This window comes from Vibrio sp. KMM 9700, assembly GCF_058545285.1.
On sequence record NZ_CM178589.1, the window covers coordinates 1,882,671 to 1,895,144 of the forward strand.

At 45.3% G+C, this 12,474-nt stretch carries 5 protein-coding genes, 5 tRNA genes, 4 rRNA genes and 1 other RNA gene; 12 read left to right on the plus strand and 3 right to left on the minus strand.

Annotated elements, in window-relative coordinates:
* Positions 1–76 precede the first annotated feature (76 nt).
* From rrf (AC2VOY_RS08385) to AC2VOY_RS08425, 9 genes are all read left to right on the plus strand, one after another.
* A 5S ribosomal RNA gene (gene rrf, locus AC2VOY_RS08385) occupies positions 77–192 on the plus strand.
* A 409-nt stretch (positions 193–601) separates the two neighbouring features.
* Positions 602–2,144: ribosomal RNA gene (locus tag AC2VOY_RS08390) — 16S ribosomal RNA — on the plus strand.
* Positions 2,145–2,242: 98 nt separating this feature from the next.
* A tRNA-Glu gene (locus tag AC2VOY_RS08395) sits at positions 2,243–2,318 on the plus strand.
* Between the two features lie 38 nt (positions 2,319–2,356).
* A tRNA-Lys gene (locus AC2VOY_RS08400) sits at positions 2,357–2,432 on the plus strand.
* Positions 2,433–2,473: 41 nt separating this feature from the next.
* Positions 2,474–2,549 (plus strand) — tRNA-Val (locus AC2VOY_RS08405).
* 355 nt (positions 2,550–2,904) lie between these two features.
* Positions 2,905–5,798: ribosomal RNA gene (locus tag AC2VOY_RS08410) — 23S ribosomal RNA — on the plus strand.
* A gap of 134 nt (positions 5,799–5,932) precedes the next feature.
* Positions 5,933–6,048 (plus strand): 5S ribosomal RNA (rrf, locus tag AC2VOY_RS08415).
* The 16S, 23S and 5S rRNA genes sit together here with 5 tRNA genes alongside, the layout of an rRNA operon.
* 95 nt (positions 6,049–6,143) lie before the next feature.
* A tRNA-Asp gene (locus AC2VOY_RS08420) sits at positions 6,144–6,220 on the plus strand.
* A 62-nt stretch (positions 6,221–6,282) separates the two neighbouring features.
* A tRNA-Trp gene (locus AC2VOY_RS08425) sits at positions 6,283–6,359 on the plus strand.
* A gap of 388 nt (positions 6,360–6,747) precedes the next feature.
* Here AC2VOY_RS08425 and AC2VOY_RS08430 read toward each other — a convergent pair.
* From AC2VOY_RS08430 to AC2VOY_RS08440, 3 genes are read right to left on the minus strand one after another with little or no spacing between them, the layout of a single operon-like run.
* Positions 6,748–7,332, minus strand: coding sequence for an SIS domain-containing protein (locus tag AC2VOY_RS08430; protein WP_491830870.1), 585 nt, complete (start codon positions 7,330–7,332; stop codon positions 6,748–6,750).
* A 38-nt stretch (positions 7,333–7,370) separates the two neighbouring features.
* Positions 7,371–7,784, minus strand: coding sequence for a YraN family protein (locus AC2VOY_RS08435; protein WP_491830871.1), 414 nt, complete (start codon positions 7,782–7,784; stop codon positions 7,371–7,373).
* A gap of 57 nt (positions 7,785–7,841) precedes the next feature.
* Positions 7,842–9,710 (minus strand): penicillin-binding protein activator, encoded by a 1,869-nt coding sequence (locus tag AC2VOY_RS08440; protein WP_491830872.1) that lies wholly within the window; start codon positions 9,708–9,710, stop codon positions 7,842–7,844.
* A 156-nt stretch (positions 9,711–9,866) separates the two neighbouring features.
* On the opposite strand from AC2VOY_RS08440, the gene rsmI reads away from it, so the two are divergent.
* The 3 genes from rsmI to rsmH all read left to right on the plus strand — a co-directional run bounded on the left by rsmI (position 9,867) and on the right by rsmH (position 12,465).
* Positions 9,867–10,754, plus strand: coding sequence for a 16S rRNA (cytidine(1402)-2'-O)-methyltransferase (rsmI, locus tag AC2VOY_RS08445; protein ID WP_491830873.1), 888 nt, complete (start codon positions 9,867–9,869; stop codon positions 10,752–10,754).
* Positions 10,755–10,809: 55 nt separating this feature from the next.
* Positions 10,810–11,232: RNase P RNA component class A (gene rnpB, locus AC2VOY_RS08450), an RNA gene on the plus strand.
* Positions 11,233–11,514: 282 nt separating this feature from the next.
* A complete protein-coding gene (gene rsmH / locus AC2VOY_RS08455; protein WP_491830874.1) occupies positions 11,515–12,465 on the plus strand; it encodes a 16S rRNA (cytosine(1402)-N(4))-methyltransferase RsmH in 951 nt (316 codons plus the stop codon).
* The last annotated feature ends 9 nt before the right edge of the window (positions 12,466–12,474 follow it).

The following is a 12,474-nucleotide window of genomic DNA, read 5'->3' on the forward strand; positions in this document are numbered from 1 at the left end:
TTATAGCTTATGTTATAAAGAAAATAACAGCTTTCCGAATTATTATTTAACGTGAAACGTTAAATTAAAGAATTTACTTGGCGACCATAGCATTATGGACCCACCTGATCCCATGCCGAACTCAGAAGTGAAACGTAATAGCGCCGATGGTAGTGTGGGGTTTCCCCATGTGAGAGTAGGACATCGCCAGGTTCTAATTTGCACTTTTCCTGTAAAGGAAAAGTCACCATAAAACTTTATTAAAATTATTTAGAGTTTTATGTTGACTTTCAAAGTGAATAGCGTATTATACGCATCTCGAAACGATAAAGTGAAAGCTAAATCGTTGAAAGTTAAGCTCTTTAACAATTTAAACCTATCAATCTGTGTGGGCACTCGTTGATTGTACAATTAGACTTCTTAGTTTACTAAGAGTCAAAATTTCAATGAACTAGTGACCAAATCGAGATTTTTTATCGTTTTACGATATAGGAAACTTGGCACAGTCAATTCATTATCTTTCTGTTGGAAAGATAATAGCTTTAGAATTACATCTTATCTTCGGGTAAGAATTAGTTTTGAAGTCAGTATTCATTGAGCTTGTCGAAAGACACAAAATCTTAAATTGAAGAGTTTGATCATGGCTCAGATTGAACGCTGGCGGCAGGCCTAACACATGCAAGTCGAGCGGAAACGAGAAGGTGCTTGCACCTTCGGCGTCGAGCGGCGGACGGGTGAGTAATGCATAGGAAATTGCCCTAATGTGGGGGATAACTATTGGAAACGATAGCTAATACCGCATAATGCCTTCGGGCCAAAGCAGGGGACCTTCGGGCCTTGCGCGTTAGGATATGCCTATGTGGGATTAGCTAGTTGGTGAGGTAATGGCTCACCAAGGCGACGATCCCTAGCTGGTCTGAGAGGATGATCAGCCACACTGGGACTGAGACACGGCCCAGACTCCTACGGGAGGCAGCAGTGGGGAATATTGCACAATGGGCGAAAGCCTGATGCAGCCATGCCGCGTGTATGAAGAAGGCCTTCGGGTTGTAAAGTACTTTCAGTTGTGAGGAAGGTAGCGTAGCTAATAACTGCGTTGCTTGACGTTAGCAACAGAAGAAGCACCGGCTAACTCCGTGCCAGCAGCCGCGGTAATACGGAGGGTGCGAGCGTTAATCGGAATTACTGGGCGTAAAGCGCATGCAGGTGGTTTGTTAAGTCAGATGTGAAAGCCCGAGGCTCAACCTCGGAACTGCATTTGAAACTGGCAGGCTAGAGTACTGTAGAGGGGGGTAGAATTTCAGGTGTAGCGGTGAAATGCGTAGAGATCTGAAGGAATACCAGTGGCGAAGGCGGCCCCCTGGACAGATACTGACACTCAGATGCGAAAGCGTGGGGAGCAAACAGGATTAGATACCCTGGTAGTCCACGCCGTAAACGATGTCTACTTGGAGGTTGTGGCCTTGAGCCGTGGCTTTCGGAGCTAACGTGTTAAGTAGACCGCCTGGGGAGTACGGTCGCAAGATTAAAACTCAAATGAATTGACGGGGGCCCGCACAAGCGGTGGAGCATGTGGTTTAATTCGATGCAACGCGAAGAACCTTACCTACTCTTGACATCTACAGAACTTAGCAGAGATGCTTTGGTGCCTTCGGGAACTGTAAGACAGGTGCTGCATGGCTGTCGTCAGCTCGTGTTGTGAAATGTTGGGTTAAGTCCCGCAACGAGCGCAACCCTTATCCTTGTTTGCCAGCACGTAATGGTGGGAACTCCAGGGAGACTGCCGGTGATAAACCGGAGGAAGGTGGGGACGACGTCAAGTCATCATGGCCCTTACGAGTAGGGCTACACACGTGCTACAATGGCGCATACAGAGGGCAGCCAACTTGCGAAAGTGAGCGAATCCCAAAAAGTGCGTCGTAGTCCGGATTGGAGTCTGCAACTCGACTCCATGAAGTCGGAATCGCTAGTAATCGTGGATCAGAATGCCACGGTGAATACGTTCCCGGGCCTTGTACACACCGCCCGTCACACCATGGGAGTGGGCTGCAAAAGAAGTAGGTAGTTTAACCTTCGGGAGGACGCTTACCACTTTGTGGTTCATGACTGGGGTGAAGTCGTAACAAGGTAGCCCTAGGGGAACCTGGGGCTGGATCACCTCCTTATACGAAATGTGCATAGATGAGTGTTCACACAGATTGATACGGTTTATAAGTAAAGAGATTTGATGCTCCCAAGCATCACACCGAAAGGTATCCATAGTGTCCCGTTCGTCTAGAGGCCTAGGACACCGCCCTTTCACGGCGGTAACAGGGGTTCGACTCCCCTACGGGATACCACTATTTCTTTTGATTGCCATAAGGCAGTTGAAAAAAATGGGTCGTTAGCTCAGTTGGTAGAGCAGTTGACTTTTAATCAATTGGTCGCAGGTTCGAATCCTGCACGACCCACCATTCCTTCCACGGGAATGCTTGCTTTAGGCAAGAAAATTTGTGGGCGATTAGCTCAGTTGGGAGAGCACCTCCCTTACAAGGAGGGGGTCACTGGTTCGAGCCCGGTATCGCCCACCACTCTTTAAGTATTTTTGGAAACGGATTCCAAACTAGGGGTTTTTACTCTTGGTTCGGATTTTTGTCGCCGAAAGTCTTTAAAAAGTGTTTTATTGTAAAATAAAAACTCTTTGCTCTTTAACAATTTGGAAAGCTGACGAAATAATAAATTTCAATTTTTATTATTTCACCAAAAGTTCTCAATCTTATCTTTTAAGATAAGTAAACAAACACACATTTAAGTGTCTTGGCATTAATTACTTAGTAATTAATGTATCTATTGAGTCCGGCAATCGATATTTAGATTAACCCTCTAAATATCAAAAACAAATCTTATTTGTTTGGTATACAACACTAAAACTTTTTAGGGTTGTATGGTTAAGTGAATAAGCGTACACGGCGAATGCCTTGGCAGTCAGAGGCGATGAAGGACGTATTAACTTGCGATAAGCCCAGATTAGGTAGTAAAAACCACTTGAGTCTGGGATTTCCGAATGGGGAAACCCACATGCATAAGCATGTATCATTAACTGAATACATAGGTTAATGAGGCGAACCGGGGGAACTGAAACATCTAAGTACCCCGAGGAGAAGAAATCAACCGAGATTCTGAAAGTAGCGGCGAGCGAAATCGGATTAGCCCTTAAGCTTTTGATGAGGCAGGTGAACAAGCTGGAAAGCTTGGCGATACAGGGTGATAGCCCCGTAACCAACACCTCATAATCAGTGAAATCGAGTAAGGCGGGGCACGTGAAACCTTGTCTGAACATGGGGGGACCATCCTCCAAGGCTAAATACTACTGACTGACCGATAGTGAACCAGTACCGTGAGGGAAAGGCGAAAAGAACCCCTGTGAGGGGAGTGAAATAGAACCTGAAACCGTGTACGTACAAGCAGTAGGAGCACCTTCGTGGTGTGACTGCGTACCTTTTGTATAATGGGTCAGCGACTTATATTTAGTAGCAAGGTTAACCATCTAGGGGAGCCGTAGGGAAACCGAGTCTTAACTGGGCGTCGAGTTGCTAGGTATAGACCCGAAACCAGGTGATCTAGCCATGGGCAGGTTGAAGGTTGAGTAACATCAACTGGAGGACCGAACCGACTAATGTTGAAAAATTAGCGGATGACTTGTGGCTAGGGGTGAAAGGCCAATCAAACCTGGAGATAGCTGGTTCTCCCCGAAAGCTATTTAGGTAGCGCCTCGGATGAATACTACTGGGGGTAGAGCACTGTTAAGGCTAGGGGGTCATCCCGACTTACCAACCCTTTGCAAACTCCGAATACCAGTAAGTACTATCCGGGAGACACACGGCGGGTGCTAACGTCCGTCGTGGAGAGGGAAACAACCCAGACCGCCAGCTAAGGTCCCAAATTATAGCTAAGTGGGAAACGATGTGGGAAGGCTAAAACAGCTAGGATGTTGGCTTAGAAGCAGCCATCATTTAAAGAAAGCGTAATAGCTCACTAGTCGAGTCGGCCTGCGCGGAAGATGTAACGGGGCTAAGCTATAAACCGAAGCTGCGGCCGCATATTCTTACGAATATGCGGGGTAGGGGAGCGTTCTGTAAGCCGTTGAAGGTGGTCTGTAAGGGCTGCTGGAGGTATCAGAAGTGCGAATGCTGACATGAGTAACGATAAAGGGAGTGAAAAACTCCCTCGCCGGAAGACCAAGGGTTCCTGTCCAACGTTAATCGGGGCAGGGTAAGTCGACCCCTAAGGCGAGGCAGAAATGCGTAGTCGATGGGAAACGGGTTAATATTCCCGTACTTCTTACAATTGCGATGGGGGGACGGAGAAGGCTAGGTGGGCCTGGCGATGGTTGTCCAGGTTCAAGTGCGTAGGCTAATTTCTTAGGTAAATCCGGGAAATTGTTAGGCTGAGACACGACGTCGAGCACCCAAGGGTGTGAAGTCATTGATGCCATGCTTCCAGGAAAAGCCTCTAAGCTTCAGATTGTAAGGAATCGTACCCCAAACCGACACAGGTGGTCGGGTAGAGAATACCAAGGCGCTTGAGAGAACTCGGGTGAAGGAACTAGGCAAAATGGTACCGTAACTTCGGGAGAAGGTACGCTCTTAGCGGTGATGAGACTTGCTCTCTAAGCTGCCGAGAGTCGCAGATACCAGGTGGCTGCAACTGTTTATTAAAAACACAGCACTGTGCAAAATCGTAAGATGACGTATACGGTGTGACGCCTGCCCGGTGCCGGAAGGTTAATTGATGGGGTTAGACTTCGGTCGAAGCTCTTGATCGAAGCCCCGGTAAACGGCGGCCGTAACTATAACGGTCCTAAGGTAGCGAAATTCCTTGTCGGGTAAGTTCCGACCTGCACGAATGGCGTAATGATGGCCACGCTGTCTCCACCCGAGACTCAGTGAAATTGAAATCGCTGTGAAGATGCAGTGTACCCGCGGCTAGACGGAAAGACCCCGTGAACCTTTACTACAGCTTGGCACTGAACATTGACCCTACATGTGTAGGATAGGTGGGAGACTTTGAAGCGCAGTCGCTAGATTGCGTGGAGTCAACCTTGAAATACCACCCTTGTATGCTTGATGTTCTAACTTAGCCCCATTATCTGGGGTGAGGACAGTGCCTGGTGGGTAGTTTGACTGGGGCGGTCTCCTCCCAAAGAGTAACGGAGGAGCACGAAGGTGGGCTAATCACGGTTGGACATCGTGAGGTTAGTGCAATGGCATAAGCCCGCTTGACTGCGAGAATGACAATTCGAGCAGGTGCGAAAGCAGGTCATAGTGATCCGGTGGTTCTGAATGGAAGGGCCATCGCTCAACGGATAAAAGGTACTCCGGGGATAACAGGCTGATACCGCCCAAGAGTTCATATCGACGGCGGTGTTTGGCACCTCGATGTCGGCTCATCACATCCTGGGGCTGAAGTCGGTCCCAAGGGTATGGCTGTTCGCCATTTAAAGTGGTACGCGAGCTGGGTTTAGAACGTCGTGAGACAGTTCGGTCCCTATCTGCCGTGGGCGTTGGAAGATTGAAGGGGGCTGCTCCTAGTACGAGAGGACCGGAGTGGACGAACCTCTGGTGTTCGGGTTGTCATGCCAATGGCATTGCCCGGTAGCTAAGTTCGGAATCGATAACCGCTGAAAGCATCTAAGCGGGAAGCGAGCCCTAAGATGAGTCTTCCCTGGCACTTTAAGTGTCCTAAAGGGTTGTTCGAGACTAGAACGTTGATAGGCAGGGTGTGTAAGCGTTGTGAGGCGTTGAGCTAACCTGTACTAATTGCCCGTGAGGCTTAACCATACAACACCTAAAAAGTTTTGTAGTTGGACTGAATAGAAACACTTGAATGTAGTGTTAGAGAATTATTTCTTTAAAAAGAAATAACAGCTTTCCGAATTATTATTTAACGTGAAACGTTAAATAAAAAGAATTTACTTGGCGACCATAGCATTATGGACCCACCTGATTCCATGCCGAACTCAGAAGTGAAACGTAATAGCGCCGATGGTAGTGTGGGGTTTCCCCATGTGAGAGTAGGACATCGCCAGGTTCTTTTAATTGCTTTCAGATTTTTAATAAAAATCTAAAAGCAAAAAAACAATAAAGCAGTTTAAGTTAGACTTTATTGTGCACCAAATTAGTTGCGGAGTGGTAGTTCAGTTGGTTAGAATACCGGCCTGTCACGCCGGGGGTCGCGGGTTCGAGTCCCGTCCACTCCGCCACTTATTCTTAGAAGAAAAATGTTTACACTTACTTTTATATAAAGTAGTATAAACAACAAGTTAGGGGTGTAGCTCCAATTGGCAGAGCAGCGGATTCCAAATCCGCGTGTTGGGAGTTCGAATCTCTCCACCCCTGCCATCTTTGAACCTCAGTCGAAAGACTGGGGTTTTTTTATGCCTAAAATTTGGCAGAGCAGCGGATTCCCCTAATGCCAATAAATAGCGCGTGTTGGGCGTTAGAGAATCGAAGCCCCTGCCATCTTTGAACCTCAGTCGAAAGACTGGGGTTTTTTTATGCCTAGAATTTGTCAAAGCAGCGGATTCCCCCTAATGCCAATAAATAGCGCGTGTTGGGCGTTAGAGAATCGAAGCCCCTGCCATCTTTGAACCTCAATCGAAAGACTGGGGAGCATATCTGAAATTAGCTAAAGTAATAGATTTGAGAAAAGGATTTAGGTTAACTCAAAGTATGACGTTAACCTAAATAGAAAGAAGATATCTTGATCTCGAGGATGTTAGTGGGGAGATCACTCTACGCCAAAAATTACTTGTTCGATTAAATCACACAAACAATTTAAGGTCAGCAGGTGGACTTCATGAATGCGAGGGATACGCTGACTTGGGATACGAATCTCGACATCAGACTCGCCAAGAAGGCCGGCTAAATCTCCACCATCTTGACCTGTCAGGGCGATAATCGTCATATCACGAGTGACTGCAGCCTCAACTGCTTTAATCACGCTCTTACAATGACCGCTTGGTGAAATCGCAATTAATATATCGCCAGTTTGACCAAAAGCACGTACTTGTTTAGCAAACACTTCTTCATAATTTTCGTCATTAGCAATACCAGTTAACGAACTAGGATCAGAAGAAAGAGCGAGCGCAGGAAAGCTCGGGCGCTGGGTTTCAAATTGATGGATAAGGCTAGTCACAAACTGCTGCGCATTAGCGGCGCTGCCACCATTACCACAACAAAGAATTTTGTTTCCATTAAGCAAACTACTGACTAAGGCTTGTGAAGCGTGTGTAATCGCATCTGGTAGTGCTTCTGCAGCGGCAATTTGTATTTGAATGCTTTCTTTAAAAGTATCACTAATGCGCTCTTGCATTGCTTATCCTTTATTTGTCTGTGGTGGTAGAAAAGACATTAGTCTTGAGTTATGACGTTTTGTAACCATTCTACCTGTAAATCGGGGCGATTTAAAATATTGATTGTAGCGCAGGGGAGATAAGAGCCGTGGCTAATAGCGATAAGATCAAACCTAAACTCAGTATGCTCGATTCGATAAGCATGCTTTTTAAGCCATAGGAAAGCTGCTTTCATAATCCGCTTCGATTGAGCGTAACTTAGCATTTCATTCGCATGCCCATGAGCTGCATCTTTACGGTATTTGACTTCAACAAAAACAATAACGCCATGATGCTTCATAATTAGATCAATTTCAGCGCCACGTATTTGGAAATTTCTTTCAAGTAAAAAAAAGCCTTGGCGTAAGAGAAACTCTAATGCCAAGGCTTCATATTCTTGTCCAATTTTCTTGCTTGCTATCTTATTTGGCATAATTACCTCCTAAAATAGCAAGTTTAAAATAAGACTTACTGCTTGATTGTGTCAGATTTAAGAATTAGGCTCCACATCTGAAACATCTTGTGCTGACTGTGGCGCTTCTTCTGCTGAGTCATCCGAAGTATTCTCCTCTGATGCTTCTTCTACACTAGAGCTCCCGCTTGTTTGGAACTGATCTTCAGCCGCTGCTGCAGCAAAGGTATCATATACGCCCCAACTAAGCTCACGATCAATCGTACAGTCTTGACCCATAGTTAGGCGTCCAGTTTGACCATTAATCGCATAGGTATCGCTAAGCTTCATCACAGGTAATTTAGCAATTAAAGAGTAAGCATCCATACCTAATGAATGGAGGCGGATCTCAGCATAGCTGCTATCAGGGAAGAGCGTATTGTACTCAGCTTTGAACGAAGGATCTGGTTCTACAATCGCTGGGATATCGCTATATTCAACGCCATGTAGGTCTAAGTAAGATTCAATAGGGCTCGGGTTACTACGAGAGCTAGTGAAGATAGGCATTTGACTTGAGCTGCTTACCGATACATCCACGTAAGGCTTAAGTAAGGTTAGTTCGCTACGAGTTGCAATGATGTAAGTTGCATCAACACCACCTGCGCCAGAGAAGGCTGCACGTACACTTGATGCCATTGATGAAGTATCACCAAAGCTACCGGTTGCAGCTGTATCACCCGTTAAGCTCTTCCATTTCGCTTGGAATGCATTACGCATACGTTCACCCAGCTTGTTACGAGGAACAATCACTAGCGGTTTACGTAGACCTTTTTGATAAATATGAATCGCAGCTTGCTCTGCCTCTTGCTCTGGTGAAAGCGTTAAGTAGCATGAAGATAATTGCTCTTTCTTCGTACCTGGGAAGTTGAGTGCTAGCATAGGAATAGCACCATTAGCATTGAGGGTTTGGAAGCTCTCAATATTACTTTTGATTAATGGGCCAACGACAAAATCAGTTTGATTTGTGCTTAGCTGCTGGTAAATGCTATTTACATCTGTCGATGCAGTATCAATCACATTGAGCTGCATATCCAATGGGCGTGTGCTGTCATTGGTCATGGCATGAATAAAGCCATCACGAATGGTTTGCCCTTGAGTACCAAACTTGCCTGAAAGTGGCAGTAGTAAGGCAATATTTTTTGGTTGGCTTGCATCACCATTTATCCAAGACTGCAACTGCTGCGGAGGGTTGGTCACGATTGGATGGGTTGGGTTGATCTCATACCAAGATTGCAGTCGGCTATTGAGAGCATCACGATCATTTGCATTGGTCTTAACCTGTGTCGCGACAAAAATCCAACCTTGCAACTCGCTTTCATCTGATGCGACGTTTAAACCCTGCAATTGGCTAGAATTGTAATGCATCATGTTATCCCAAATGCCATCAGAGATAGCTTGATGTGTTTGTACATCTTGATAATAACGTGATGAAATCAATTCACGACTTGAGTTAAGGTAGTCTTTGTTCGCGCGCATTAAATCCGAGCGAAGTGTGTGATAGCGCGCCCATTGGCTATCTTCAAGTGACCAGTTTTTGTTAAAGTTTAAGCTTGATAAAATGGTAGCTGGTGCAACTTTTTGATATTGCTGGATTTGAGCACGAGCAAGCATCCACTCGGCATTTTGCTTTTCAGTTAATGTCTCTGGATTAATGCTATTTAGCTGAGTTAAAGCTGCGTCATAATTACCTTGTGCAATATTTGCTTTTAAGGCAACGATGTTCCAGCCAGCTTGGGTTGAACCGGTAGAAGCTTGTGCTTTTTGTTCATACTCTTGTGGTGTTAATTGTGGTGCCTGAGAGACGTCAACGCTTTCACCAAATCCTTGTAAGCTGCCGCAAGCAGATAAAGTAAACGCGAACACACAGATAAAAAATAAGCGTGATATACTTAGATACTTTTGATGCATAATGTCCATAATTCTCGATTCTTCTAGTGATGATTTAAATCTAACTTGATAGAGCCTATATTCTTTTCCTGGAATATAGATGAAAGTTTAGTGAAGCTTTCAATGTGCTATGTATCAAACCTATAAAATAAAACTTGCTGCTCAAGATGGTGCTAAATGATAGATTCCAAAATAGATTCACCCGCTCCTAAAACAGATTTAATCGACTCTCCTGCGCTTTATATTGTCCCAACGCCGATTGGTAATTTAGGAGATATTACCCAGCGTAGTTTAAATGTCTTAAATCAAGTTGACCTCATCGCCGCAGAAGATACGCGTCATTCTGGACGTTTATTGGCTTATTTTAATATATCCACAAAAACCTATCCATTACATGATCACAATGAGCAGCAAAAAGCGCAAGCATTAGTTGAAAAAATTCAATCAGGTCAATCTATTGCTTTAGTTTCAGATGCCGGGACACCACTGATTAGCGACCCTGGTTATCACTTAGTTAAAGCTTGCCGCGCCGTTGGTATTTCTGTGATTCCTTTGCCTGGGGCATGTGCTGTGATCACAGCTTTAAGTGCTTCAGGTTTACCATCGGATCGCTTTAGCTTTGAGGGTTTTTTCCCACCGAAACGTAAAGCGCGTCAAGATAAACTGCTTGAAATAGCGAAAGCTGAGCGCACCTGCATTTTTTATGAATCTCCTCATAGAATAGCAGAAAGTCTACAAGATATGTTGTCAATTCTTGGTCCGGATCGGGAGGTTGTGCTAGCACGAGAGCTAACCAAAACATTTGAGACTATTTATGGCGCACCATTAGGTGAACTCATTGATTGGACAAAAGAAGATACGAATCGCACGCGTGGCGAGATGGTTGTTTTAGTTCACGGTCATCGTGAAGATAAGTCTGAAGATGCTTTGCCAGATGAAGCACTCCGTCATCTGCAAATTTTAGTACAAGAATTACCGCTTAAAAAAGCCGCCGCCATGATTGCTCAAATGCATAATTTAAAGAAAAATGCATTATATAAATGGGGTCTTGAGGCTGGATTATAAGGGATTTGTTTATCTCGACTAGACATAGAGCACCTTTATCTCTATAATCCGCCGCGAGTTGACCGAGATAGTCGCTGCTTCGTTGATGTCCCTTTACTTTATGTGAGGGAGACTGTCGGAGGGGAGGAAAGTCCGGGCTTCATAGAGCAGGGTGCCAGGTAACGCCTGGGGAGTGCGAGCTCACGACAAGTGCAGCAGAGAGAAGACCGCCGATGACGCTATCCGCAAGGGGCGAACAGGTAAGGGTGAAAGGGTGCGGTAAGAGCGCACCGTGCGTCTGGTAACAGTGCGTAGCAGGGTAAACTCCACCCGAAGCAAGACCAAATAGGCCCTCACACAGCGTGGCTCGCGTTAGGGGGCGGGTAGGTTGCTTGAGCCAGTGAGCGATTGCTGGCCTAGACGAATGGCTATCGCTGTATTTTATTTGTTTACAAATGACTTACGGAGACAGAACCCGGCTTATAGTGTCAACTCACCTCATTTAAAATTTGACAATTTATTGTCTTATTTTTGACAAAATTGCCACACCTTATTCGGTATATGTTTCGCATATCTGGATGGTGTGGTTTTTTTGTATTTAGCCCTTTCAAACTCACACTTTGCTTGCCTTGAGCGCCTTAGACGAATATCCTATACCTTTTATATTTTAAAGCTTATGCAAGCTAAATATATAGAAACTACTTTTTGTGTTAATTATTATAACAAGCAACAGCTATTAATAATGACTAACATTTATTTAACCTTTAATTATTAGTGCCTTATGACCGGATCTTTTTCTCACGTATCTGTACTGCTCAACGAATCCCTCGATGGACTCGCAATTAAACCTGATGGCATTTATGTCGACGGGACATTTGGCCGTGGCGGTCACAGTCGTCAAATCTTATCTCGTCTTGGCGAAAATGGACGTTTGTATTCAATTGACCGCGATCCAACGGCGATTGCTGAAGCGCAAAAAATTGACGATCCTAGGTTTCAAATCATCCACGGTCCTTTTTCAGGCATTGAAACCTATTTAACGGATTTAGGTTTAGCTGGCAAAGTGGACGGCGTACTCTTTGATTTAGGCGTGTCTTCACCACAGCTTGATGATGCTGAGCGCGGCTTTAGCTTTATGAAAGATGGCCCGCTAGATATGCGTATGGATCCAACTTCTGGAATTAGCGCAGCAGATTGGCTGATGCAAGCAGAGCTTGATGACATCACTTGGGTCTTGCGTGAGTTTGGCGAAGAAAAGCATGCACGTCGTATTGCACGTGGCATCGTTGAGTATTGCCTAAATGAAGAAAACCCACCTTTGACCCGCACGAGTCAACTCGCGAAGTTGATTGAGCAAAGCGCACCAAAGAATTTTAAAGAGAAAAAGCACCCAGCGACGCGTAGCTTCCAAGCGATCCGCATTTATATCAATAGTGAGCTTGAAGAAATCGATAAAGCGTTAAATGGCGCAATGGCGATCCTTGCACCTGAAGGTCGCTTGTCGGTGATCAGCTTCCACTCGCTTGAAGATCGTATGGTGAAGCGTTTTATCCGCCGTGAAAGCCAAGGACCAACAGTGCCACATGGCTTGCCGTTGACGGAAGATCAAATCAAGGCGCTTGGTAGTGCAAAAATGAAGCCAATTGGCAAGGCAACGAAACCAAGCCAAGCTGAGGTAGAACAAAACCCACGTTCACGCAGCTCAGTTTTGCGTGTGGCACAAAAGCTTTAAGAGTCGATC

Coding starts and splice junctions, on each gene's coding strand:
- AC2VOY_RS08435 (WP_491830871.1), bottom strand. CDS start 7,784: ATGCCAAATAAGATAGCAAGCAAGAAAATTGGACAAGAATATGAAGCC.
- rsmH (WP_491830874.1), top strand. CDS start 11,515: ATGACCGGATCTTTTTCTCACGTATCTGTACTGCTCAACGAATCCCTC.
- rsmI (WP_491830873.1), top strand. CDS start 9,867: ATGATAGATTCCAAAATAGATTCACCCGCTCCTAAAACAGATTTAATC.
- AC2VOY_RS08440 (WP_491830872.1), bottom strand. CDS start 9,710: ATGCATCAAAAGTATCTAAGTATATCACGCTTATTTTTTATCTGTGTG.
- AC2VOY_RS08430 (WP_491830870.1), bottom strand. CDS start 7,332: ATGCAAGAGCGCATTAGTGATACTTTTAAAGAAAGCATTCAAATACAA.